This is a genomic window from Aliarcobacter cryaerophilus ATCC 43158, assembly GCF_003660105.1.
Taxonomy (GTDB): domain Bacteria; phylum Campylobacterota; class Campylobacteria; order Campylobacterales; family Arcobacteraceae; genus Aliarcobacter; species Aliarcobacter cryaerophilus.
The window spans coordinates 88,460-114,486 of record NZ_CP032823.1 but is presented as its reverse complement, the minus strand read 5'-3'; the positions used below and the strand labels follow the sequence as shown (position 1 = coordinate 114,486).

Below are 26,027 nucleotides of genomic sequence, written 5' to 3'. Positions count from 1 at the left end.
ATAATTTAAGAGTTTTTCATATCTTCAATAATTTTTAAAAGTCCTGGCTCATCTAAAACCTGACTTGTTCCATAAGCAACAGATAGAAGTGGCTCATCTGCAATTCTTACAGGAATTTTTACAATTTCAGTAAGATATTTATCTAATCCTCTAATCAAAGCTCCACCACCTGTTATTATAATTCCATTATCAACAACATCTCCTGCTAAATCTGGTGGCATATTTTCTAAAACGCTTCTAATCGCAGAAGCTATCTCTTTTAGAGGTTCTTTTATTGCGATTCTAATTCCTTCACTTCCAAGCTCAATCGTAGATAAGTATCCAGAGTGATCTTTACCTTTTATTTGTATTTTTAATTCAGGATCAAGCTTAATTGCTGCTGCAACTGCGATTTTAACATTTTCAGCTGTTCTTTCACCTATAAATAAATTGTAATTTTGTCTTACATATTCAATAATTGATCTATCTATTTTATCTCCACCAACTTTAACTGATTTACATAAAACTAACCCACCTAAAGATGTAACACCAATCTCTGTTGTACCTCCACCAATATCAACAACCACATGACCTTCTGGATCAGAAACTGGAATTCCAGCTCCAATTGCTGCTGCCATTGGTTCTTCTACAAGGAAAACTTCTCTAGCTCCAGCACTTAACGCTGACTCTTCAACTGCTTTTCTCTCAACTTGAGTAATACCATAAGGAATACAAATAATTACTCTAGGTCTTATAAATGATTTTCTTGAGTGTGCTTTTTCAATAAAATATCTAATCATTCTTTCAGTCATCTCAAAATCGGCAATAACTCCATCTTGCATAGGACGAACTGCTTGAATATTTATTGGAGTTTTTCCTAACATTCTTTTTGCTTCTTGACCAACTGCCAAAATTTTATCTTTACCTTGTCTATCTCTTTGTACTGCTACAACAGAAGGTTCATTTATAATAATACCTTTACCTTTTACGGATACAATTGTGTTCGCTGTACCCAAATCTATTGCCATATCGTTTGAAAAAACGCCTATAAATTTATCTAAAATCATACTTATCCTTTAATAACTTTTGGTTCTTCTTTTTTTAAAACTACATCTTTTGTAATAACTATTTTTTTATTCTTATATTTTGGAAGATCAAACATAATATCAAGCATAATATCTTCCAAAATAGACCTCAAACCTCTTGCCCCTGTTTTTCTAATAATTGCTAAATTTGCTAACTCTAAAAGGGCATCTTTTTCAAATTCTAAAGTTACATTATCCATCTCAAATAATTTTATATATTGCTTTATTAGAGCATTTTTTGGCTCTGTTAAAATATGAACCATATCCTCTTTTGTAATTTCATTTAAAGTTGCAATCATATGCAATCTTCCAATAAGCTCTGGTATAAGTCCATATTTTACTAAATCATCTGTTTCTACATTTGAGATAATCTTATCTTGATCAACTTTTGATTTTTTATCTTGATTAAATCCTAAAACATTTGAGCCTTGTTTTCTTTTTATTATATCTTCAAGTCCGTCAAAAGCTCCTCCACAAATAAACAAAATATTTGTAGTATCAACTTGCAAAGAGTCTTGACCAGGGTGTTTTCTTCCACCTTTTGGTGGAACATTTACAACAGCCCCTTCTATAATTTTAAGTAATGCTTGCTGAACACCCTCTCCTGAAACATCTCTTGTTATGCTTCTATTTTCGCTCATTCTTGCAATTTTATCTATTTCATCAATAAAGATTATTCCTCTTTGAGCTTTTGCTATATCTCCACCAGCAGCTTGAACAAGTCTTGTTACAACGTTTTCAACATCATCACCAACATATCCAGCTTCTGTTAAGCTTGTAGCATCTGCAATAGCAAGAGGAACATCAAGATATTTTGATATTGTTTGAGCCAAAAGAGTTTTTCCACTTCCTGTTGGTCCAATTAAAAGTACATTTGATTTATTTAATTCAATATCACCTTGTAATTCATCTTTTCTAAAGATTCTTTTGTAATGGTTATAAACAGCAACAGAAAGAACTTTTTTAGCTCTTTCTTGTCCTATAACGTACTCATCTAAAATCTTTTTTAATTCAGCAGGAGTTTTGATTTTTATATTTTCTACTTTTTCAGTCTTAGAATTTTGTTCTCCTTCAACAAAATCACCACTCATGATATCATAAGCAGCACCAACGCAAGCTTTGCATATGCAAGCATTGTCTCCTGTTATTATAGGATTTGCTTTTGTGTCTGTTGCTCCACAAAAATCACATATTAGTTTACTCATTTTCGCTCTTTATTTTTCTTTCAAAAGGAATACCTCTTTTTGTATTTAATACAAAATTTGCCATCTCTTTTACATAAGGATTTTTATCATTTTCATATAAATCAAGAGCTACTTCTTGAAGAGGTTTTCCTATATTAAATAGTAATTTGTATGCATGCTTTAGAGCATCTACATCTTCTCTATTTTCTAGTCTTCTTCTAAGACCTACAAGATTTAATCCTTTTACTAAGGCTTTATTCCCTTCAGCTAAACAAAATGGTGGAATATCTTGAGCAACTGCACTCGCACCTCCTACCATTACGCCTGTTCCAATTTTACAAAATTGATGAATTGGAGTAAGACCACCAATAACCACAAAATCTCCACACTCAACATGACCAGCCAAAGTTACACCATTTGCAAAAATTGAGTTATTTCCAATAACACAATCGTGAGCAACATGAGTATATCCCATAAATAAATTATTGTTTCCAATAACTGTTTTAGAATGTCCTGTTATAGTTCCTGGATTAAATAAAGTGTATTCTCTAATCTTATTATTATCACCAATAATTAGCTCAATATCATCATTTGGATTAAATTTCAAATCTTGTGGAATTGTTCCAATTGAAGCATGGGAAAATATATGGTTATTTTTTCCAATTGTTGTTTTTCCAGCAATTACTGTATGAGAGTCGATTACTGTTCCATCACCGATTTTTACATTTTTTCCTATAATAGTATATGCTCCAACCGTTACATTTTCCCCTAAAATTGCACCATCTTCAATGATGGCTGTTTTGTGAATGTTATTCATTTTCAACCTTAATTATTTATCAACTATCATGGCTTTAAACTCTGCTTCAGCTGTTAGTTTTCCATCAACATAAGCCTTTCCTTCAAGTACCATCAAAGAACTTTTCATTTTTACAGCTGTTAATTCATAGTCAAGTCTATCTCCTGGACGAACTGGATTTCTAAATTTTGCCTTGTCTATACTCATAAAATAGATAACTTTATCTTTCATCTGTTCATCTGTTAAACCTGAACTTTTAAGAGCTAAAACTCCACCACATTGGGCCATACCTTCAAGTATCATAACTCCTGGATAAATTGGATGTCCAGGAAAATGCCCTTGAAATGCTGGTTCAGATATAGAGATATTTTTAAAACCCTTTATAGATTTTGCTAACTCCATATCTGTAATTCTATCTACTAGCAGAAGAGGGTATCTGTGAGGTAAAATCTCTTGAATTTGTATAATATCAAACATAATAATTCCTGAATTTTAAAATTGCTAAAGTTGAGGATTATAACTAAAAGTTGTTTAGTTTTTTATAATGCTTGCAACATTTTTTGAACTACCATGTTTTAAATACTCTCTTAAAAGCTTCGAATTTTCAAAAAAAAGATTTCTATCAAAAGTTTTATAATCTCTTAAAAGATTTTCAACACTCACTTCATTTTGTAAAAATTCACTATGAAGTTTATTGTTTGTCATTTTTTCAAAAAATATATTTGCAAGCCCTACATAATTTAATTTCACAAAAGTTTTTCCAATAAAAAAGTCTAATTTTTTTGCTATATAAGAAAGAGTAAAAGGAGTTCCAATAAGTGCAGCTTCTAAAGTAGCTGTTCCTGAACAAATAAAAGCATATTCAGCCTCCAAAAGTGCTTCATGTGCATTTTTTGATATTTTAAAGTCACTAATATCTCCATAAATTTTTTTTATATAATCATCACTAAATTTTGATGGAATTACTAAAATGTAATCTTTATTATCAATTCTCTTAATTAAATCTTTAAAAATTGGCATTAAATTTTTTATCTCTGTTTTTCTACTTCCTGGCATAAAAACTATTTTGTCTGAATTTGATAATTTATCTTTAAACTTTGGTATTTCATCTAAAAGAGGATGCCCTACATAAGTTATTTTAGATTTATCATTGTAAATATCACTTTCAAAAGGTAAAATTGAGCATAGTTTCGTGCAATATTTCTCTAGTGCTATAACTCTTTTTCTCTTCCAAGCCCAAGCTTGGGGAAGAATATAGTAAATAATCTCTTTATTTGGATAAATAAGCCTTAGTTTTTTTGCCAAAGGTAGATTAAATCCACTACTATCAAGAAGCAAAACCTTATCGCAATCTTTTGCTAGCTCTACGAGTTCGTCTCTAAGACGAAAAAAAAATCTTAATTTCTTAATGGCATCAACAAATCCCATAATTGCCAAAGAGCTTAAATCATAAATTGGATTTCCTAGCTCTTTATCAAAAACTCCAACAAACTCTATATCATCATCTAGATATTTTTTTAACTCTTTTAAATGAATATTTGATGATGTTTCCATTGCACTTACTAAAACTTTCATACAATCTCCTCTTTTATATCTTCATATATTACACTATTTATAAAAATTTCATATTTAACATCAATAATCTCATCAATAACAATTAAAGCACTTAAATCAAATGGATTTTTCAAAATATTATTTCTTAATATCATTTCATCTTCAAAATTTATAGATTTAAATATTAGCTCTTTTGTATTTTTATAGTTTGTTTTTGCAAGTTTATTAAAAGTATCCAAAGATATTATTTTTACTTCATCTTTTGCTAAATAGTTTATGCCATCTTTTTTATACTCTATTTTTGAACTAGTTTGATTTTTATTTATAGTTGAATAAGAAAAAATATATGAAGGAATAACCTTTTTATTTATAACAACTTTTCCGCTTAGTAATCTATAATTTAGAAATCTTTGTTTAATTAATTTATACTCTTTTTTATCATCTTCAAGAGTATTTCTTTTTTTATAAAGCTCTAATCTTTGTTCAATTGATTCGGGCATTATTTGATTTGAAATAGGATTAAACATCTCATCCATAATCTTTTTTTGATGCTCTCTTTGAGCAGATAAACCAAATAAACATCCACAATAATTTTGCCTATAAAGACTATTTTCTTTTACTCTAAGACCTTGAATTTCAGCTCCATTTCCACTTCTATAATCTCTAAAAATAAACTCTACTCCAGTTTTTTTAGTTAAATTATTCCCTATAATTTCAAGTTTTTCTTGAGATTTTTTTGGAGATATTAATAAAGTTGTAGTAAATTTATCATGACCTAATTCTAAAGCTTTTTGAACACTATTATCAAGCCTATCATCATAACAAACAGTACATCTATAACCTTTTTCAGGTAAATGCTCCATACCTTTTACTTTTTTCAACCAATCTTCAAGATTATAAGGTCCTTCAATTAATGGAATTCCTAATTTCTTGCAAGAGAATTCAACATCTAAATATCGAAGTCTATATTCACTATAAGGATGAATATTTGGGTCATAAAAATAACCTACAATATTTTCATCTGGATACTCTTCTTTAATTTTTTCTAAAAAATAATGGCTATCAACCGCACAACAAATATGAACTAACAAAATATATAAACCTTTACAAACTAAAATAAGGTACAATTATAGTTAAAAAATTTTAAATAAAGGATTTCCAATAAAAAATATAGTTTATATAGTAGCTTTTTTATTTTTACTTACTGGTTGTAGCCAAAAAGAACTGCAATTAGAATCAAATAGTGCAACAATATTAATAAAAACCCCAAATATGAAGTTTAATGACAAAGGTTTTATTTTTAAATTCAAAGATTATACACAAGTTCAAATTTTTACGGCAGGAGTTGCTATTTTAGATATGAAAATATATAAAGATAAGGTTTGTAAAAGTACTTTTAAATGCCAAGATTTAGATACTTTTAACAAGGAAAATTTAAGTTCTACTTACCCAAAGAATTTCTTAAAATCGCTATTTGATAAAAAAGAAAAAGATATAATTCATCGAGATAACATAAACAATATTTTAATAAGAATAAACAGAGATTAAGAAGAGCCATAATAAGGCTCTTCATAAGTTATAAAAAGAGTAAAGAATTTTAATTGTCAGATTTAGAGTTTTTAGTTTTCTTTGAATCTTTTATGTCATCACTCTTTGATTTTTCATCTTTTTTAGATGAAATAGGCTTTTGTTTTATATCCTTTTTTACATTGTCTATAATAGTATCGCCAAACCCTTTTATGTTTTTTAAGTCCTCAGCAGAGTTTATAGTGTTTGTTTTTCTATACTCAATAATAGCATCAGCTTTTTTATCTCCTACTCCCTTAATTTGCATTAACTCACTTTTTGAAGCAGTTTGAAGATCTATAGCCCCTAAAAATAAAGCAGTAAAAATAGCTAAAATAGCAACAAATTTTTTCATGTTCCCTCCTTGAAATTGTAGTGTAAAAAATTATATCATAAAAAAAAACAAAAATATATATTAAATTATCTGTTAAAAAAAAGAAGGATGTATAAAAGATTTATTTGTATTGGAATAAAAAAGCAATAAAAAAGCTTACCTTGACCTACTTAAATAGAGTAAGACAAGATAAGCTCTTGGTGGGTTGGGTGTTTAAAAAACTCAATGAGCTGGCAGCGACCTACGTTTCCACAAGGGGACCCTGCAGTATTATCGGCGATGAAGTGCTTGACTACCAGGTTCGGAATGGGGCTGGGTATTTCCACTTCTCTTTGACCACCAGCAAATTTGAGTGATAAAAGCTTGTAATAAACTCTTAACACTCAAATTGTGATTTGAGAAATTTAATGCTAAAGTCTTTATAGCTAAAAAAGCTAATTTCATATTTGTATAACTATATATAATCAACACAAATTAAACATAAGTAAATATGCTTAATAAGATAGTAAACCAAAGAAAATTGTTAAAAATAAGCCAAACGTTCTATTAGTACTGGTCAGCTAAAGGGCTTACACCCATTACACACCCAGCCTATCAACCAGCTAGTCTTGCTGGGAACTTCAGGGAAAGTTCATCTTAGAGTTGGCTTCGAGCTTAGATGCTTTCAGCTCTTATCACATCCCAACGTGGCTACCCAACGATGCTCTTGGCAGAACAATTGGTACACCAGTGGTTGGTTCATCCCGGTCCTCTCGTACTAGGGACAAATCTCTTCAACTTTCCTACGCCCACGGAAGATAGGGACCGAACTGTCTCACGACGTTCTGAACCCAGCTCGCGTACCGCTTTAAATGGCGAACAGCCATACCCTTGGGACCGACTACAGCCCCAGGATGCGATGAGCCGACATCGAGGTGCCAAACCTCCCCGTCGATGTGAGCTCTTGGGGGAGATCAGCCTGTTATCCCCGGCGTACCTTTTATCCTTTGAGCGATGGCCCTTCCACGCAGAACCACCGGATCACTATGACCGACTTTCGTCTCTGTTCGACTTGTAGGTCTCACAGTCAAGCTAGTTTATGCCATTATACTCAACAAGCGATTTCCAACCGCTTTGAACTAACCTTTGTAAGCCTCCGTTACTATTTAGGAGGCGACCGCCCCAGTCAAACTACCCACCAGACATTGTCCTGAATGAGGATAACTCATCGCAGTTAGTAACTCAAATATTCAAGGGTGGTATCTCAAGGATGGCTCCGACTCTACTTGCGTCTAGTCATCATAGCCTCCCACCTATCCTGCACATGAATATCCAAGCTACAGTGTCAAGCTGTAGTAAAGGTGCACGGGGTCTTTCCGTCTTTCCGCGGGTAGGAGGAATTTTCACCTCCACTACAATTTCACTGGATCCCTCTTTGAGACAGCTCCCATCTCGTTACGCCATTCATGCAGGTCAGTATTTAACTGACAAGGAATTTCGCTACCTTAGGACCGTTATAGTTACGGCCGCCGTTTACTCGGGCTTCAATCAAATGCTTCGCTTGCGCTGACATCATCAGTTAACCTTCGAGCACCGGGCAGGCGTCACACCTTATACATCCACTTACGTGTTAGCAAAGTGCTGTGTTTTTGGTAAACAGTCGGGAGGGACTCTTTGTTGCAACCTCTCTAGCTTTTTGGAGCAAGTCCATATACCAAAGTAGGCACACCTTATACCGAAGATACGGTGCTATTTTGCAGAGTTCCTTAAAGAGGGTTCTTCCACGCGCCTTAGAATACTCATCCCACCCACCTGTGTCGGTTTACGGTACGGGCAACATATAATAAACTTAGTGGCTTTTCTTGGCACGACAGTATCATCGATTCTCCATCTCCTCCGAAGAGTGTCAAGAGCCTGTAAGATCTCGGTCTAACGTTAAGCGGATTTGCCTACTTAACAACCTACGTCCTTCGACCCACTATTCCATCAGTGAGCTCGATTAACTCTATGCGTCCCCACATCGCGCTTATATGTTGGTATTGGAATATTAACCAATTTGCCATCGTCTACACTTTTCAGTCTCGACTTAGGACCCGACTAACCCTACGATGACGAGCATCGCGTAGGAAACCTTGGGTTTTCGGCGTTAAGGATTCTCACCTTAATTATCGCTACTCATGCCTGCATGCTCACTTCTATCCGCTCCAGCACTCCTTACCGGTATACCTTCAACGCTGAATAGAACGCTCTCCTACCACTCGAATAAATTCGAATCTAAAGCTTCGGTGTACATCTTAGCCCCGTTATATTTTCCGCGCAGAATCACTAGACCAGTGAGCTGTTACGCTTTCTTTAAAGGATGGCTGCTTCTAAGCCAACCTCCTGGTTGTCACAGTAACTCCACATCGTTTTCCACTTAGATGTAACTTAGGGACCTTAGCTGTTAGTCTGGGTTGTTCCCCTCTCGACGACGGATTTTATCACCCACCGCCTGACTCCTGTGATTCCACATATAGTATTCATAGTTTGATAGGGTTTGGTACCGCGGTAAGCAGCCCTAGCCCATTCAGTGCTTTACCCCTATATGCTACAACACAAGGCTATACCTAAATATATTTCGGAGAGAACCAGCTATCACGAAGTTTGATTGGCCTTTCACCCCTATCCACAAGTCATCCCGAGACTTTTCAACGTCAATGGGTTCGGTCCTCCACTGGCTCTTACACCAGCTTCAACCTGCTCATGGATAGATCACTTCGTTTCGGGTCTGCAGCATCTGACTATGTCGCCCTATTAAGACTCGCTTTCGCTACGGCTTCGCACTTGGCTTAACCTTGCCAGACACCACAACTCGCAGGCTCATTATGCAAAAGGCAGTCCATCACCCTGATAAATCATAGGGCTCTGAATGATTGTAAGCTAATGGTTTCAGGTTCTATTTCACTCTGCTCGCTGCAGTACTTTTCACCTTTCCCTCACGGTACTTGTTCACTATCGATCTGTAAGTAGTATTTAGGATTGGAGGGTGGTCCCCCCAGCTTCAGTCAAAATATCACGTGTTCCGACCTACTCAGGATACTATTAGTATTATTGAGAATTTTAATTACAGGAGTATCACCTTCTATGCTCTAGTTTTCCAACTAATTCATCTATTCTCTTTAATTACACATTATAGTCCTACAACCCCCAATGCAAGCATTGGGTTTGTCCTAATCCCAGTTCGCTCGCCGCTACTATGGGAATCTCATTTGATTTCTCTTCCTCTGGCTACTGAGATGTTTCACTTCACCAGGTTCGCTCCCCGTAGGGTAACATAGTTCTCACTATGCTGGGTTGCCCCATTCGGAAATCCTCGGATCAAAGCTCTTTGGCAACTCCCCGAGGCTTATCGCAGCCTAATACGTCCTTCATCGCCTCTTACAGTCAAGGCATCCACCATTAGCCCTTAATAGCTTATTATTAAATCTAAATAAATTTAGATCTACTTTTTTTGCCTAGAGTAATTAATTAAAATTACTCTAAATTTGATAATATTCTTTGGCTACTATCTTATTAAACATATAGTTTAACAATATAGTTGTGTTATCTATAGTTTTTAATATCTCTATTAAATTTTAGATATGAAATTTTTTATTTAAAATTAAATATTTCTATTTAACTTTACGAAAAAATTTTAAAGACTTTAACATTATATTTTTAAATATCATACTACTTTAAATAACTAAAGTTATTCAACGTAACGTTTCTGATTAAAACCAGATATAAACTCTTATTTATTTAAAAGCTTATATCTAATCTCTTATTCTTTATATACATATGGTGGAGAATAGCGGGATCGAACCGCTGACCTCCTGCGTGCAAAGCAGGCGCTCTCCCAGCTGAGCTAATTCCCCATAATGGTGGGCCTATCAGGACTTGAACCTGAGACCTCACGATTATCAGTCGAGCGCTCTAGCCAGCTGAGCTATAGGCCCATATTTACCTATAAATTATCTGTTGTTCTTCCAAATAATCTTTACAAACTAAATATATGTTGTTAAAAGTAGTTTTTTTCTTTTTTATTTATATTAAGAAACAAATCTTAATACTTTTTCTTTGAAAGGAGGTGATCCAACCGCAGGTTCTCCTACGGTTACCTTGTTACGACTTCACCCCAGTCGCCAAATCCACTGTGGAAGGTAGCTATTTTAGCATCCCCGCTTCGAATGAGTTCGACTCCCATGGTGTGACGGGCGGTGAGTACAAGACCCGGGAACGTATTCACCGTAGCATAGCTGATCTACGATTACTAGCGATTCCAACTTCATGTAGTCGAGTTGCAGACTACAATCCGAACTGGGAGATATTTTATAAGATTTGCTCCACGTCACCGTATTGCGGCTCTTTGTATATCCCATTGTAGCACGTGTGTAGCCCTGGACGTAAGGGCCATGATGACTTGACGTCGTCCTCACCTTCCTCCTACTTGCGTAGGCAGTCTGTTTAGAGTTCTCAGCCGAACTGTTAGCAACTAAACACGAGGGTTGCGCTCGTTGCGGGACTTAACCCAACATCTCACGACACGAGCTGACGACAGCCGTGCAGCACCTGTATATAAGTTTCTGCAAGCAGACACCAATCTATCTCTAGAAAGTTCTTACTATGTCAAGTCCAGGTAAGGTTCTTCGTGTATCGTCGAATTAAACCACATGCTCCACCGCTTGTGCGGGTCCCCGTCTATTCCTTTGAGTTTTAATCTTGCGACCGTACTCCCCAGGCGGTACACTTAATGTGTTAACTGCATTACTGCAAGATCAAGTCTCACAACAACTAGTGTACATCGTTTAGGGCGTGGACTACCAGGGTATCTAATCCTGTTTGCTCCCCACGCTTTCGCATCTCAGCGTCAATAATGTTCCAGTAGATCGCCTTCGCAATCGGTATTCCTTCTGATCTCTACGGATTTTACCCCTACACCAGAAATTCCATCTACCTCTCCCACATTCTAGATTAACAGTTTTCAAAGCAGTTCTATAGTTAAGCTATAGGATTTCACTTCAAACTTATCAATCCGCCTACATGCTCTTTACGCCCAGTGATTCCGAGTAACGCTTGCACCCCCCGTATTACCGCGGCTGCTGGCACGGAGTTAGCCGGTGCTTATTCATATAATACCGTCATTATCTTCTCATATAAAAGGAGTTTACGCACCGAAATGTGTCATCCTCCACGCGGCGTTGCTGCATCAGACTTTCGTCCATTGTGCAATATTCCCCACTGCTGCCTCCCGTAGGAGTCTGGACCGTGTCTCAGTTCCAGTGTGACTGATCATCCTCTCAAACCAGTTATGTGTCATTGTCTTGGTAGGCCATTACCCCACCAACTAACTGATACAATACAGGCTAATCTCTTACCAATAAATCTTTCCCTTATTAACTTAAGTTAACAAGGAGTATAAGGTATTAGCAATCGTTTCCAATTGTTATCCCTTAGTAAGAGGCATATTACCTATACATTACTCACCCGTGCGCCACTTAGCTGACAATTATAGCAAGCTATAATCCGTTCTCGTTCGACTTGCATGTGTTAAGCACGCCGCCAGCGTTCACTCTGAGCCAGGATCAAACTCTCCATAAATTTTTGATTAAATCTTACTCTAATCTTTATGTAGTGTTGAAACTGACATTTTTGTTTTTAATTACTTAATTACAAAATTATCACTCAAATTTATAGACAAGTAATAAATATTTTACTATTTATATCTTGTTTCATTTTTTTTACTTTTAACAATCATTATATTTAGTTTACAAAGATTACTTCTTAAACTTCATATCTATTTTAAAGAACTCTAATTTTAAACCCTTCGGTCAAATTGGACGGGAATTATAGTGCCTTTTTTTCCTTTTGTCAAGAGATTACTCTTAAAGTTTGGTTAAATTTTGAAATTTGTAAAAAATGCTAATTTATTTTTTCTATATAGCCTGTTTTTGGATAAATTATAATATCTTTAAACTCTTTTGTTTTTGAAATAAATCTAATAGTACATGGTTTTTTAAGTTCAAGATTTTCACTTGTTAACTGCGTATATACCTTACCATCAACACCAAAAGAGATTTGCCCTATAGAAGTTGTTGTATTGCAAGATACTTGAACATCTTCTATATCATAATTTTTTAAAAGTACAAAAGGGCTATTTTCTGAATTTTTTTTACAATAATTTGAAGTAAAAATATATTTATTTGTAAGAGAGTCTTTTAAACTCTCATTTTGATTTATTTGTCCCGTATCATTTGTTTCACTATAAATATTAAAATAGATACCACCGCCTTCATCTTCTCTACATCTCATAAATTTCATTGTCCATCTACGCTTAAACCATTCAGTTACTTCATTTTCAAATTTATCATCCACTAAAGCTTTGTATCTTACATAATTTAAATATATTAAAACTCTATTTGTTACCTCATCAAGCTTATAATTTGGTAACTTTGGTGTAAAAACTGTATATAAAATACCTAAAATAACGATTACAAAAACCAATTCTAGGATTAAAAATGTTTTTTTCATATTAGTTTTTTTATATAAATTGTAAATAACTCTTTTTCATAATAGTATATAGATATTTTATCATCATAGTTATAGTACTCTTTCGTTGATAAATAGTAATCATTTCCTTCTTGAATTTCATAAAATTTTAGTCTTAATAACAAATCTTTATCATCTAAGACTATATTATTTATTTCTCGAGTTTTAAGCTCATTTGCTAACTCTTTAGCAAGGTGATATTGATAAACAAAGTGTTTTTGAGGATTTTGAATTATTAAATAAAGAGGTTTGTTTACAAATGTAAAAACAACATTTATGCCCAACATTAATACTATTAAAATTGCAACAATATTGTAATTTGTTCTAAACTCTTTTAATCTTACTCTATATGAGTGCAAAAACATTTTCATCATAGATGGTATAGCAATAACAACATAAGGAGCAAAATCTTCTATATATATTTTTTGTCTAAAAGATACTAAAATTGATAGTATAAGTGCAGTTGCTGAAATATAAGTCGTCAAATCAGTTTGTTTGATTATTATTAATCTATAAATAACATACAAAAAATATAAAAATAGTATTGGGGAGAATATAGCTGCATAAATTCCCACTGTATCTATTAAGAAACCTCTAGGTTTTCCATCTGTTGATATACCATAAATAAGAAGTGAAATTACAAATAAAATTGAAGATATATACAATAATTTTCTATCTTTCGCTTTTAATGAAAATAAAAATAGCGCTAAGAATAGTATTGCAAAAGAGTTATCAATTAGTAGTAAAAATGGTAATAAATAGTATAAATGCTTTTTATGTTTTTGATAAAAATAGATATATAAAAGAGTGAAAAAAGTAACAATTATAGCTGTATTTACAAGTAATGAAGCACTCAAAACTCCAGGAAGAGACATAAAAATCAAAACAGAGATAAATCTATCTTTTTCATATTTGAAATAATCTTTTGTAATCAAAAACATTAAAATAACACTTAAAGTATAGAAAACAATAAAAGGAGTTCTCAAAGCTAAATCATTGTGTCCAAAAACATATGTAAAAGAGTTTGTTATAATAGATAAAATTGAACTATTATAATATAAATTCAAAGCCTCTTTATATGAGATACTTAAAGAGTAATTTGCTGTTGTAAGTAACAAAGATACAATAAAAAATAAAATTAAATAAAAATAGATTGTATATTTGTTTTTTATAAGCATTTTATATCTTTAAAAAATTATCTATAATTTTGTGTCCATGTTCACTCATAATTGATTCAGGATGAAACTGAACTCCATAAATATTTTTACCCTTTATCTCTAAAGACATAATTTCACCATCATCCATACTTTTTGAAGTTACAATAATCTCTTTTGGCAAATTCTCTTTTTCAACAATCAAAGAGTGATATCTTGTTTGTGTAAACTCTTTTGGTAAATTTTCAAAAATTTTTGTATCTTCTAAAACTTCTATTTTTGATGTTTTACCATGCATCATATTTTTTGCTCTCACAACTTTTGCTCCAAAAACCTGAGCTATTGCTTGATGTCCTAAGCAAATCCCAAATATTGGTTTTTTTCCTGAAAAATACTCTATGACTTCTAAACAAATTCCAGCTTCATTTGGAGTAGCAGGTCCTGGTGAAATTATAATTTTACTAGGATTTAATGCAATAATTTCATCTAAACTTAACTCATCATTTCTTATAACTTTTAAATCCGCTCCTAATTCTAGACAATATTGAACAATATTGTATGTAAAACTATCATAGTTATCAATCATTAAAATCATTTTTTATCCTGTCAAAAAATTTTTAGATTATACCAATAAATCATAAAATATAAAATTCTATACTTTTGATAATCATTCTTAATATTAAGAGATATTAAAGCTTAAAAACTATAACATATCACTTTTAAATTAGAATTAAATATTATAAAAGATAAAAGGATGATTAAATGATTAAAAAATCGCTACTTTGTTCGCTATTTTTTGCAAATATTTTATTTGCAAGTGGTGAAGTAAATGTATATTCACAAAGACACTACGACTCTGATAAAGCTTTGTTCAAAAAATTTGAAGAGAAAACTGGTGTTAAAGTAAACCTTATAACTGCAAAAGCTGAAGAACTTGTTTCAAGATTATCGATCGAAGGTGCTAATAGCCCATCAGATATTCTTATAACTGCTGATATAGGAAATTTATATGAAGCAAAAGAGAGAGATTTACTTCAAGGGGTTAGCTCAAAAATTTTAGAAGAGAATATTCCAGCTCACTTAAGAGATGAAAATGGAAATTGGTTTGCTATTACAAAAAGAGCTAGACTTTTCGTTTATAATCCAAAAACTATAAACCCTGCACACTTAGATGACTATTTTTCACTTACAAAACCTGAATTTAAAGGAAAAGTAATAACTAGAAGTTCAACAAATGCTTACAACAAGTCACTTCTTGCTTCTATTATTGCACATCATGGTGAAGAAAAATCATTAAAATTTGTAAAAGGTTTAGTAAATAACTTTGCAAGAGCTCCAAAAGGTGCCGATAAAGATCAAATAAGAGCAGTAGCTTCAGGTGAAGCTGATATTGCTATTGTAAACTCTTATTATTTAGGAGTTATGGCAAATAGTGGAGATAAAGTTGATGAAGAAATAGCAAAAGAGGTAAAAGTATTTTTTCCTGCACAAAAAACAACAGGTGCTCATATAAATATTTCAGGTGCTGCTGTTACAAAATTTGCTCCAAACAAAGAGAATGCAATAAAACTAATTGAGTTTTTAACAAGCGAGGAAGCACAAGGTAAGTTAGCAGAAGGAAATTATGAATATCCTGTTAATCCAAAAGTTAAACCAGCTGGAATTGTTGCTTCTTGGGGAGAGTTCAAAGAAGATACAATACCGTTAAATGAAGTTGGAAAACAGACAAGAAAAGCTGTTGAAATAGCAACTAAAGGAAATTGGAGATAAAAAATATAAAGCTTTTAGTAGCCCCTATTTTGGGGTTACTAATATCATTACCGATTTTAATACTAATAATATATTTTCTCTTTAATGGCTCTTTTAATAAAGAGTTTTTAGAGAATAATTTTTTGTTAGAATATTCATTAAATACATTGTATTTAATAATAGGTACTGCAATATTTGTAGTAATAATTGGTGTAATAACTTCTTACTTAACTTCTAGATTTGAGTACTTTGGAGTTAAGTTTTTCTCTATTTGCTTTATCCTTCCTTTGGCATATCCTGCATATATTTTTGGTTATACTTATGTTGGATTTTTTGAATTTCGTGGGCTTTTATCACAACTTTTGAATGACACATCTATTAAACTTGATATCTTAAATATGAGTGGAGCTATTTTTATCTTTGCTATTGCAATGTTTCCATATGTTTTTATACTAGCTCGTGTATCTTTTGGAATGGTATCAAAAACAGTTGTAGAGTTAATCTCTTTGCATAAACTAAGCCCTATAAAAGCCTTTTTTATTGTTTTTCTTCCTTTATCATATCCAGCAATTTTTGCAGGAACAATTTTAGCTATTATGGAAACTTTAAGTGATTATGGAACTGTTTTATACTTTGGAATTGAAACTTTTAGTGTTGGAATTTTTAAATCTTGGTTTGGTTACAACGATTTAGGTGGAGCTATAAATATTGCAATAGTTTTACTTGTTTTTGTATTTTTTATTCTTTTAGTAGAACATAATATTAGAAAAAAATTTAGATTTTCAAGCTCAACAAACAGTAGCGAAAGAGCATTAAAAATAAAATTAAAAGGAAAATATAATCTTTTTGCATTTCTAATATCTTTTATAATTTCTCTTTTTACACTTTTTATTCCTACTGCTGTTTTACTTTATTGGACTTTTTTGGATATAAATACCCTTGATTTTACAGCATTTGAATATCTATTTAATACTTTAAAATTAAATATAGTCTCTAGTACTTTTATAATATCTTTGGCTTTTTTTGTTGTATATTATTTAAGATTTTTCCCTACAAAAATATCAAGTTTTACTCACAAAATATCAATGCTAGGATACTCTATTCCTGGGGCTGTTGTTGCTGTTGGACTACTTTTAATAGCAAATTATTTAGACCGTGGATTAGGTTTTATGTTTTTTAGTGGTTCATTTATAATATTAATTTTTGCATACACTACAAGATATTTTGCAGCAAGTATTGGTAGCGTTGAAAATGGTTTTAGCAAAATAAATAGCTCGTTAGATGATACAAGCAAGATATTTTGTAAAAATGAAAAAGAGTCTATTTTTAAAATATATCTTCCTATTTTAAAACCTTATTTGCTTAGTGGTTTTTTAATTTTATATATTGATATTGCAAAAGAACTTCCAGCAACTTTAATTTTAAGACCATTTAACTTTGATACATTAGCAGTAAGAATTTATGAACTAGCAAGTAATGAGATGCTTTATAAAACTGGTTTTCCATCACTTATTTTGGTCCTTACAACTGCTAGTGCCGTATTGCTTTTAAATTTCAAAACAAAAAGAAAGAAAAAATGAAAAAAATAGTTGAAATAAAAAATTTAAAAAAAATATTTTGTAAAGGTAATATTTGTGTTGCAAATAGTTTAAATCTTGATTTAATAGAAGGCGAAATTTTTACAATTTTAGGTACTAGCGGAAGTGGAAAAACTACTTTCTTAAGGATGTTAGCAGGTTTAGAAAAACCTGATTCTGGTGAAATCAAAATAGATGGAAATATAGTCTTTTCAAAAGATGTAGATATTGAACCAAACAAAAGAGAAGTAGCTATTGTATTTCAAAACTATGCTCTTCTTCCTCACTTAAATGTTGCTTCAAATATAACTTTTGGAAGTAGTGCTAGCAAAGATAAATTACAAGAGATTTTAGAAAAAACAAAGCTAAAAGGGCATGAAAACAAGTATCCACACGAACTAAGTGGAGGTCAGCAACAAAGAGTTGCTCTTGCACGCGCAATTATAAATAAACCAAAAATATTACTACTTGATGAGCCTTTAAGTAACATAGATACGGAACTTAGAAATATTTTAAGACTTGAACTAAAAGAGATGATAAGAGAGTTCAATATAACTGCACTTTTTATCACACATGACAAAGAGGATGCTTTTTTCTTATCTGATAGAATTGCTATTATGCATGGTGGAGATATTTTGCAAGTTGGTACTTGTAAAGAGCTTTATAATAATCCAGCAAATTTATACTGTGCAAATTTTTTGGGAAAAATCTCACAAATATCTGAAAAATCTTATATAAGACCTGAAAACATAAAAATCTGCCAAAATGGTAAAACTGAAGCTGTGATAAAAGATATTATCTTTTATGGTAGTTTTTATGAAGTTAGTGTTGTTGTAAATAACAAAGATTTACTTGTTTATAGTTTTGATGATAGCCTAAAGATTGGACAAAATGTAAAATTACATTTTGAAGATAAGGTTTTAAAATTTTAAATAAGTTTGCCAATAACAATCTTATATAAAAATAGATAAACCTTATCTTATTAGTTTAAAATCTACTTTTGAAAAGAAGCTGAAACTATACTCAAAAACTCATCTTTTGTTTTTTTATCACTTTTAAAAAGCCCTCGTAAAGAAGATGTTATAGTTGTAGAGCATATTTTTTGAACTCCACGCATTTCCATACACATATGTCTTGCATCAACAATAACTGCAACACCTTTAGGCTTTAAATGCTCATTTAATGCATCACATATTTGCTCAGTCATTTGTTCTTGAATTTGCAATCTTCGTGCAAAAACATCTACAACTCTAGGAATTTTTGAAAGACCAACAACTTTCCCATTTGGAATATAAGCAACATGTGCTTTACCAATAATAGGCAACATATGATGTTCACAAAATGAGTAAAACTCAATATCTTTAACAACAACCATCTCATCATTAGTAGATGTAAAAAGTGCCTTTTGAATAATCTCTTTTGGGTCAAGCTTATATCCACTAAACATAAATTCATAAGCTTTTCTAACTCTTTTTGGAGTATCCAAAAGTCCTTCTCTTGTAACATCTTCATCAATATATTCTAAAATATTCTTTATTGAATTTTCAAACTTTAACTCTTTATCCATAATATATTATTCCTTTTTAAATTTTTATATCCAACCTTTTTTTCTAAAGATTATCAAAGGTGTAATAGCCGATAAAATCATAATACCAACTGAAAATAAATATCCATAATCCCAACTTAGCTCAGGCATAATCTCAAAGTTCATACCATAAATACTAGCAACTAGTGTAGGAGGAAGGAAAATAACATTTACAATAGTAAATATTTTTATAACCTTATTTTGCTCCACACTTAAAAGTCCTACAAAAATATTTTGCAAATAATCAAGTCTCTCAAAATTAAAATTTGTATGATCTATCAATGATCTAATATCCTTTAACATAATAGGAAGTTCACTTTTATCATCTGAAATTTTTTGCGATTTTAGCAAAGAGTTCAAAATCCTCTGTTTATCTGTAAGATTTTCTCTAATTTTCATATTTAAGTTTTCAAATGCTGACATCTGCTCTAATAAATCTTCATTTTCTACATCATCATTAAATGCTTGTTTTCGTATTGCTGCAATATCTCTTCCTAAATTTTCTATAATATCAGCATCTGCATCAATTCTAATATCTATAATTTGTGAAAATATAGAATATCCTGTTTTATACTCTCTTGGACTTGCAAGTAGTTTTCTTATTGACTCATCAAAACTTGCTAGTTTTTTATATCGAACAGATATCAAAAGTTCATCTTGTAAAATAAAAGAAACTGTCTCATTTACAGGCTCTTTGCTATCATTTATAAGAAAATAACTATTTATCTCTATTCTATTATCTTCTTCCCAGTATCTAGAACTTAGCTCAATCTCTTCACTCTCTTGTTTTGTAGGAAATTCAATATTAAAAATACCTTCAATAGCTTTTACCTCTTCAATCGTAGGGAAAAGCATATCAATCCAAATAACACTTTTTCTATCTTCAATATCATTTAGATACTCAACACCCTCTACTACAGTCAATCTGTGTTGTTTTTTTATATAACAATTAATCAAGATTTCTCCTTTATCTAATCAAACTTCCCATCTCCCAAATTGGTGTAAATATAGCAATAACTATAAAAAGAGTTAAGCTAGCCATTAGCAAAAGGAATATAGGCTGTATCAATAAAATTATAAAATTTACACTATCATCAAATCTATTTTTATATATCTTTTTAACTTCATAAATTGTAAGCTCCAAAGAGTTTGAAACTTCTCCTGTATTTAAAAGGTTTAAAACTATATCATCAAAAATATCTACATATTTAAATGAATAACTAATTGTTTTACCATTTTGTAATAAATTATCAATAGTATGTATTTTATCCAACAAATATTTGTTTTTTACTAAAAGCCTTGAACTTTCAAATGCTTTGTGGAATTCATACTTTGATTTTTGCATTATATCAATCATTAAAAATAGTTTATAAAATTCAAAATTTTGGTATATTTTACTACTTATTGGAAGAGTTTTAAACAAAAACTTATCTGCAAAAAAACTAAAACTCTTACTCATTTTATAGAAAATCCAAATAAAAAACATAAATAAAATAGGAATAATAATCATAAAAATAGTATTGTTTAAAAAGAAATCTTCCGTAGCTAATAAAATTTTTGTGGCAAATGGAAGATTATTTTGGGATTGTGCAAATATTGTTTTAAAATTTGGAACAACAAACAAAAATATTATAAAAATTGATATTAAAAAACTAATTAGTAAAAATACTGGGTACGAAATAGCTTTGTAAAAACTCTTTTTTATATCTTTTGTTTCATTCAAAAGTATAGAAATTGCCTCTATATTCAAATCTAGATTCGCACTATTTTGAGAAATCTGTAAAAATGACTTAACTATATGATCTATTTTAAACCTTTGTAACTCCTCTTTTATTGGTTTAGAGTTTGAAAATGCATAGTTTATAGTTTTTAAAAACTCTACAATTTTTTTATCTTTTCTATTTTTTATTAAAATTTCCAAAGCATCACTTATATTTATATTTGATTTTAGCATCAAATTTAATTCATAAAATAGTTGCCCTAGTCTCTTATTATCAATTCTAATCTCTTTTTTTAATATATTAAATATTTTATTTATCTCTTTAATTTCTAAAATATTTTTGGATTTTTTAATCATTAAAAGTTTATCATTATCGACAATATCTACTTTGATTTTACCATTTTCTTGATATTTTACCCTATATTTTTTCATTGGTAATTTACCACTTTATAAACCTCTTCTAAAGTCGTTAAACCTTCTTTAACTTTTTGTTTTCCATCATCTAACATTGTTTTGAAATTTATATCTTTTAAATACTCTTTTAATTCATTATAGCTAGCTTTGTTGAATATCAAAGAGGATATCTGCTCATCAATTTTTAAAATTTCAGCAATAGAAGTTCTATCATAAAATTTTGTAAAATTACACTCTTTGCAACCATTTTCACAACTCTTACAGTGAGCCAAAACCAATCTTTGGGCCATAACTGCTTTAAGAGTTGTTGAGATTAAAAATGGGTCAGCTTTTAAATCTATCAATCTTGTAATAGTTTCAACAGAACTTGATGAATGAATACTTGCAAGTACTAAATGTCCTGTTAATGATGCTTGAAGAGCAATATCAAGTGAAAACTTATCTCTTATTTCACCAATAAAAATAATATCTGGATCTTGTCTTAAAATATTTTTTAAAACCAACTCAAAACTAAGCCCTACTTTATTATTTATTGGAACTTGGTTTATGCTATCGATTTTGTATTCAATAGGATCTTCAACTGTTATTATTTTTTTCTCATCACTATTTAGCTCTTTTAAAATTGAATAAAGAGTTGTAGTTTTTCCACTTCCTGTTGGTCCACTAATCAAAATCAAACCTTGAGTGATTTTTAGTATATCTTTTAAATCTTCATAAATATTTTGACTAAGACCTAAATCATCCAACCTTTTATCTATATTTTTATTATCTAAAACTCGCAAAACAATTGATTCTGCTTCAATTGTTGGCAAAATAGGTTTATAAAAAAATAAAAAAGTATAATCAGCTATAGAGCCTAAAAATTAGCTAATAAGCAATACTTTTATAAATTAAAAAAGTATAATAAATTTTCATTAATAAAAGTATAATAAAAAAACCATTTTTAACTTAGTTCACTCTGTTAAATTGGTACAATAATATTTTCTAATGGTTTATTAATAACTTCATTATTTTATAAAAAGTCAATATACTTATTGAATTACACATAACTATCATCAACTACTATTCCTTTAGATATTGCATATTTAACTACATCAAATAATTCTTCATCAAATTCTTCATCAAATTCTTCTATTGCTTTTTCTCTCGTGATATTTTGTACTATTTTAGATTCTAAAAAACTTTTTAATGGAATTATTGTTCCATTATGAGTTCCTGTATTTAATAATTCAATTGCTGTTATTATATATTTCATTGTTGAACTTTCGGAAGCATGACCAAGTTTTCTCATTAAAATATTTTTTAATCTTATATCTATAGAAACACCTGTACTATTCAATGGTATATTATTTTTATCAGAATAATCTATTAGTGTCCATGTTGCAAATGTATGTCTCATCCAATGTGCTGTAATTTTATTTTTATATCTGCCCATTTCTTCAGATGCTTTTTTAAAGGCTAATCTTAAATCTGTATAATTTACTTCTTTTCCTTTATCTGTAAACCAAATATTTTTTTCATTATATTTTTTACCTAATCTAAAACATCTATCTGTATATAATTTTCTTCTTTTTACAAATTCTCTAGACAAATATTCTTTTTGGATTCTTTCTATAGCTCTTAATGGTATATCGCAAAAATCCAAATTCCCACCTTTTGAAATATACTCTAATTTAATTACATCATCTTTTTTTTTCCCACTATTTAGATATTTAAATAAATTTTTAAAATCTACTTCTTTAACTTCTAATGCCGCTGCCGCTCGTAATCCTGTTTCAACCATTAAATAAGCAATAAGTGCATAAACTATATCTATAGATTTTAATCTTTCTTCTAAATGAATATATTCTAATTTACTAATTGCATGATATGAAAATTGTATTGGACTAGGTTTAACTTTTAACAACCATACATCAATAAATTTATTATCTTGATTTTCTCTATAATTTAAGTGGGCTAATAATCCTGAGCTATAATTCTTCTTTCTAACTTTTATTATGGACATTTTTAATTCATGAAATTCTCCCACTTTTTTCATATACATATAAAATTTAAACCAATAACTAAGTTTTGCATTCATTGAATCATTAGAAATTGGTTCATAGTCATAATTTTCTAAAGATTCAATATTATTTGAATTCCAACATAGCATTGCATTTCGTATTTTTTTTATATCTATTTCGGTTGCTGTTCTCCAACATTTTCCCAAAGCATGAAGATGTCTATATAATTCTCCTATTCTATTAGCCCTTAATTTATGAGATTCTCTACCTGGAATAAAACCATTTCTCCCTCCATGTCTGGCTTCATACATTAAAAATTTTGCAGAAACTAAATCTAATTTATTATCTATAAAAATAAGGCTAATCTTTCTATCTTTGATTGTAGGATGCACAACTTTTATATAATCAATTTTCATGATATTCTCATTTTCTTAATTTTTTAAGTAAGAATTCTCTTTCTTCTCTTAATAACTCTAAACTTTGCTCTTGTTCTTTTATAAGTAAATCTTGATTATAATTTTCATCTAGTAATTGAGCAGTAATAAATGTAAGATTTTCTACTTTTTCTTTTAAATTTTTTAATCTACTATTCAGATAAGTATTTTTAGACTTTGAGAATTTCGCAATCGTATTCTTTTTATTTTTTATTTTATTTACTATATTCTTAAACTCTTCCGTTTTAGGGGCTTTTATAGTTGCCTCAGAAATAGGTTTAGAGAAATATTTAGGACATCCTATTTCATTTGCTTTTTTTAAAACAGTTTGAGGGTTAATTCTTTGTCCATATTTTTCTAATAATATTAAAGCTACTCTTAAAGCTTTCAATTTGATTTTTTTTTCTTTTTGACTTAATCCTGGCATTACGAAACTACCTTTTTATTTTTGTCTTTTTTATATTGATTAATAATTTTTGAAAATGGCTCTTCATTAAAAGCTCCATTTTCTACAAAAAATTTATTTTTTTCTAATCTATTTTTTATATCAGCTGGTATATCTTTAACTTGAGCAATAAGGTGTTCAATATTACTCTCTGTAAAAATAGCATTTTTGCATCTTTCAGCTTCACATAATGAGGGAAAAGGATTATTAAAAACAATATTTCTCAAATTAAATCCTCTTTGACAAACCATTTCTTCAGGCTTTGTTAAATCATGAATACATAAACTAACAGGTGTTTGAATTATTGCAATTTTTCCTTTATTTATTAATTCCAAAAGATTTTTATTAAGTAAATCTGTAAATTTTTCTGAATAACTGCCTTTAAAAACAATATTATCAGTTAAAAATTCTATTTTTTCTCCATAAAATTTTTTATCGTTTTCTAATCCTGTAGTAATTTCATCCAATAAAAATGTAGATTCTTTTTGATAAAATTCACTAAGTGCATTTCTTATATATATATTATAATGCCCTAAATATCGTAATGTCATTCTAATACTTTTGTGACCTAATAAAAGTCTTGCAAGTTCATATCCATCTTTTTGATTAATTCTAGCAATTAAAAAAGCAATAGCATGCCTAAATTGATGTACTAAAGGAGGTTTTTTTATGTTTATAAATCTACACAAATATTTAATTAAATTTAATATAGCACCACTTAAATCAGCTTCTTTTTTATTATTTGAAGTAATTTGTAAAGAACGACTCATTATTTTGCCATCTTTTTTACCATCTTTAATTTCTCCTATTTGAGAAAGTATTTCTATTGCTTTTTTTGTGATTAAAGGAATACAAATACTATGTTCTTCTCCTTCATCAGTTTTTGCTGTTTTTGTAATAACTCTTTTTATATGATAATATTCATCATCTTCAATTTTAGGATATCTTTTGAGATTTACTAATTCTGAATTTCGCATACCTGTAGTCATTAATATAATCACCAAACATGAAGCCTCAAGTTTTTTATTTATTTCTAATAATTTTGCAGAAATATTTTTAACTCTTATAACTCTAATACCACTCTTATTAATAGTATAAGAGTTCTCACCTGAATTTATTTCATCTTGTATTCCTTTTAAACTAGGTTCTTTTATATCAAAAATATTATTCCCTATTTCATTATATAAATAATTATATTTAGCTGTATCACTATATAGTCTGGATTTTATAAACATTTCACCTGCAAGTAGAGCATCATTTGAATAATTTTCCATATATTGAATGGAAAAAGATACTATTTTTTTTAAATTTGCAAGACTATAAGGAAGTCTTTTAGAAGGTGATTCATCATCTTTTCTTTTTTCTTCTTTACTTTTTTTATGAAGAAGATGAAGGTGATTTGCATTATGAATTATATCTTTATTAATTCTTAAGAAATATGGAACATTATTATTAACATATACTAACCATTCAATAAGTTTTCTAGTTTTTTCTTGATTTGTTGTGTATTTTATATTTTTATTATTTAAATAATTTATAGCAATTTTATCAATAGTTGTTATTCTTAAATCTCCAAAATGACTAATTAATGGTTGTTCTTTTTCAATATCTAATAATATTATCTTTAACATAGCAGAGTAATGAGACATACCTGTTCCTAACGAAACTTTTCCTACTAAATTATCTAATTTTAAGAACAAAAAAACTTTAAACAAGATTTCATAAATTTTATTTTCAAAACGTAAATTTTTTTTTGTATATGTTCCTGTTCTATTGGGTAATTCAATATAATTATCTTCAAATTTTGAATTATTACTATGTTTATATATTCTGCCATTCATAACATTTTCAACATCTTCAATTGTTAAACATTTTCTTAAATCTTTTATATAATCATCAATCATG

At 30.0% G+C, this 26,027-nt stretch carries 21 protein-coding genes, 2 tRNA genes and 3 rRNA genes; 4 read left to right on the top strand and 22 right to left on the bottom strand.

Annotated features, from left to right (window positions below; genetic code table 11):
- Positions 1-5 precede the first annotated feature (5 nt).
- Genes ACRYA_RS00525 through ACRYA_RS00500 form a run of 6 tightly spaced genes read right to left on the bottom strand, consistent with a single transcriptional unit; the run spans position 6 to position 5,689 of the window.
- Positions 6-1,046, bottom strand: a complete 1,041-nt coding sequence (locus tag ACRYA_RS00525; RefSeq protein WP_105918307.1) for a rod shape-determining protein — start codon at positions 1,044-1,046, stop codon at positions 6-8.
- Positions 1,047-1,048: 2 nt separating this feature from the next.
- Positions 1,049-2,269, bottom strand: a complete 1,221-nt coding sequence (gene clpX / locus ACRYA_RS00520) for an ATP-dependent Clp protease ATP-binding subunit ClpX (RefSeq protein WP_105918308.1) — start codon at positions 2,267-2,269, stop codon at positions 1,049-1,051.
- The gene (gene lpxA / locus ACRYA_RS00515; protein WP_105918309.1) at positions 2,262-3,065 is read right to left on the bottom strand and encodes an acyl-ACP--UDP-N-acetylglucosamine O-acyltransferase; all 804 of its coding nucleotides are present in this window, start codon (positions 3,063-3,065) and stop codon (positions 2,262-2,264) included. The genes clpX and lpxA overlap by 8 nt, the downstream gene beginning before the upstream one ends.
- 12 nt (positions 3,066-3,077) lie before the next feature.
- Complete coding sequence (gene fabZ / locus ACRYA_RS00510) at positions 3,078-3,521, bottom strand: 3-hydroxyacyl-ACP dehydratase FabZ (RefSeq protein WP_105918310.1); 444 nt, start codon at positions 3,519-3,521, stop codon at positions 3,078-3,080.
- 54 nt (positions 3,522-3,575) lie between these two features.
- Positions 3,576-4,619, bottom strand: coding sequence for a lipid-A-disaccharide synthase (lpxB, locus tag ACRYA_RS00505; RefSeq protein ID WP_105918311.1), 1,044 nt, complete (start codon positions 4,617-4,619; stop codon positions 3,576-3,578).
- Entirely contained in the window at positions 4,616-5,689 is a 1,074-nt protein-coding gene (locus ACRYA_RS00500; RefSeq protein ID WP_105918312.1) for an epoxyqueuosine reductase QueH, read from the bottom strand. Before ACRYA_RS00500 ends, lpxB begins: the two co-directional genes overlap by 4 nt.
- Before the next feature lie 181 nt (positions 5,690-5,870).
- Between ACRYA_RS00500 and ACRYA_RS00495 the strand changes: the two genes are divergently transcribed.
- Entirely contained in the window at positions 5,871-6,146 is a 276-nt protein-coding gene (locus ACRYA_RS00495) for a hypothetical protein (protein ID WP_105918313.1), read from the top strand.
- A gap of 49 nt (positions 6,147-6,195) precedes the next feature.
- On the opposite strand, the gene ACRYA_RS00490 is transcribed toward ACRYA_RS00495, so the two are convergent.
- The 9 genes from ACRYA_RS00490 to ACRYA_RS00450 all read right to left on the bottom strand — a co-directional run bounded on the left by ACRYA_RS00490 (position 6,196) and on the right by ACRYA_RS00450 (position 14,790).
- The gene (locus ACRYA_RS00490) at positions 6,196-6,519 is read right to left on the bottom strand and encodes a ComEA family DNA-binding protein (protein WP_121443259.1); all 324 of its coding nucleotides are present in this window, start codon (positions 6,517-6,519) and stop codon (positions 6,196-6,198) included.
- Positions 6,520-6,726: 207 nt separating this feature from the next.
- Positions 6,727-6,842, bottom strand: a 5S ribosomal RNA gene (gene rrf, locus ACRYA_RS00485).
- Positions 6,843-7,023: 181 nt separating this feature from the next.
- Positions 7,024-9,936 (bottom strand): 23S ribosomal RNA (locus ACRYA_RS00480).
- A 358-nt stretch (positions 9,937-10,294) separates the two neighbouring features.
- Positions 10,295-10,370: transfer RNA gene (locus tag ACRYA_RS00475), tRNA-Ala, on the bottom strand.
- Between the two features lie 4 nt (positions 10,371-10,374).
- A tRNA-Ile gene (locus ACRYA_RS00470) sits at positions 10,375-10,451 on the bottom strand.
- Positions 10,452-10,575: 124 nt separating this feature from the next.
- Positions 10,576-12,093, bottom strand: a 16S ribosomal RNA gene (locus ACRYA_RS00465).
- The 16S, 23S and 5S rRNA genes sit together here with 2 tRNA genes alongside, the layout of an rRNA operon.
- A gap of 321 nt (positions 12,094-12,414) precedes the next feature.
- Positions 12,415-13,023, bottom strand: a complete 609-nt coding sequence (locus tag ACRYA_RS00460) for a hypothetical protein (RefSeq protein ID WP_105917564.1) — start codon at positions 13,021-13,023, stop codon at positions 12,415-12,417.
- Positions 13,020-14,219 carry an ArnT family glycosyltransferase gene (locus tag ACRYA_RS00455; RefSeq protein WP_105917563.1) on the bottom strand — a complete coding sequence of 400 codons (1,200 nt, stop codon included), beginning with the start codon at positions 14,217-14,219 and terminating at the stop codon, positions 13,020-13,022. The genes ACRYA_RS00460 and ACRYA_RS00455 overlap by 4 nt, the downstream gene beginning before the upstream one ends.
- Position 14,220: 1 nt before the next feature.
- A complete protein-coding gene (locus ACRYA_RS00450) occupies positions 14,221-14,790 on the bottom strand; it encodes an anthranilate synthase component II (RefSeq protein WP_105917562.1) in 570 nt (189 codons plus the stop codon).
- A 167-nt stretch (positions 14,791-14,957) separates the two neighbouring features.
- Between ACRYA_RS00450 and ACRYA_RS00445 the strand changes: the two genes are divergently transcribed.
- The 3 genes from ACRYA_RS00445 (at position 14,958) to ACRYA_RS00435 (ending at position 18,453) form a co-directional block, all read left to right on the top strand.
- On the top strand, positions 14,958-15,965 hold the full coding sequence (locus ACRYA_RS00445; protein ID WP_105917561.1) for a Fe(3+) ABC transporter substrate-binding protein: 1,008 nt from the start codon (positions 14,958-14,960) through the stop codon (positions 15,963-15,965).
- A 122-nt stretch (positions 15,966-16,087) separates the two neighbouring features.
- A complete protein-coding gene (locus ACRYA_RS00440; RefSeq protein WP_228199755.1) occupies positions 16,088-17,524 on the top strand; it encodes an ABC transporter permease in 1,437 nt (478 codons plus the stop codon).
- The gene (locus tag ACRYA_RS00435) at positions 17,521-18,453 is read left to right on the top strand and encodes an ABC transporter ATP-binding protein (protein WP_105917559.1); all 933 of its coding nucleotides are present in this window, start codon (positions 17,521-17,523) and stop codon (positions 18,451-18,453) included. The genes ACRYA_RS00440 and ACRYA_RS00435 overlap by 4 nt, the downstream gene beginning before the upstream one ends.
- Positions 18,454-18,515: 62 nt before the next feature.
- Here the strand turns inward: ACRYA_RS00435 and folE are convergent, their stop codons facing one another.
- From folE to ACRYA_RS00400, 7 genes are all read right to left on the bottom strand, one after another.
- Positions 18,516-19,088 carry a GTP cyclohydrolase I FolE gene (folE, locus tag ACRYA_RS00430; protein WP_105917558.1) on the bottom strand — a complete coding sequence of 191 codons (573 nt, stop codon included), beginning with the start codon at positions 19,086-19,088 and terminating at the stop codon, positions 18,516-18,518.
- Between the two features lie 24 nt (positions 19,089-19,112).
- Complete coding sequence (corA, locus tag ACRYA_RS00425; RefSeq protein ID WP_105917557.1) at positions 19,113-20,063, bottom strand: magnesium/cobalt transporter CorA; 951 nt, start codon at positions 20,061-20,063, stop codon at positions 19,113-19,115.
- 10 nt (positions 20,064-20,073) lie between these two features.
- A complete protein-coding gene (locus ACRYA_RS00420; protein ID WP_105917556.1) occupies positions 20,074-21,258 on the bottom strand; it encodes a type II secretion system F family protein in 1,185 nt (394 codons plus the stop codon).
- Positions 21,255-22,052 (bottom strand): GspE/PulE family protein, encoded by a 798-nt coding sequence (locus ACRYA_RS00415; RefSeq protein ID WP_228199754.1) that lies wholly within the window; start codon positions 22,050-22,052, stop codon positions 21,255-21,257. The genes ACRYA_RS00420 and ACRYA_RS00415 overlap by 4 nt, the downstream gene beginning before the upstream one ends.
- 227 nt (positions 22,053-22,279) lie before the next feature.
- Complete coding sequence (locus ACRYA_RS00410) at positions 22,280-23,659, bottom strand: site-specific integrase (protein ID WP_105918149.1); 1,380 nt, start codon at positions 23,657-23,659, stop codon at positions 22,280-22,282.
- A 7-nt stretch (positions 23,660-23,666) separates the two neighbouring features.
- A complete protein-coding gene (locus tag ACRYA_RS00405) occupies positions 23,667-24,104 on the bottom strand; it encodes a hypothetical protein (RefSeq protein ID WP_105918148.1) in 438 nt (145 codons plus the stop codon).
- Complete coding sequence (locus tag ACRYA_RS00400; protein ID WP_105918147.1) at positions 24,104-26,026, bottom strand: tyrosine-type recombinase/integrase; 1,923 nt, start codon at positions 26,024-26,026, stop codon at positions 24,104-24,106. The genes ACRYA_RS00405 and ACRYA_RS00400 overlap by 1 nt, the downstream gene beginning before the upstream one ends.
- Between the last annotated feature and the right edge of the window lies 1 nt (position 26,027).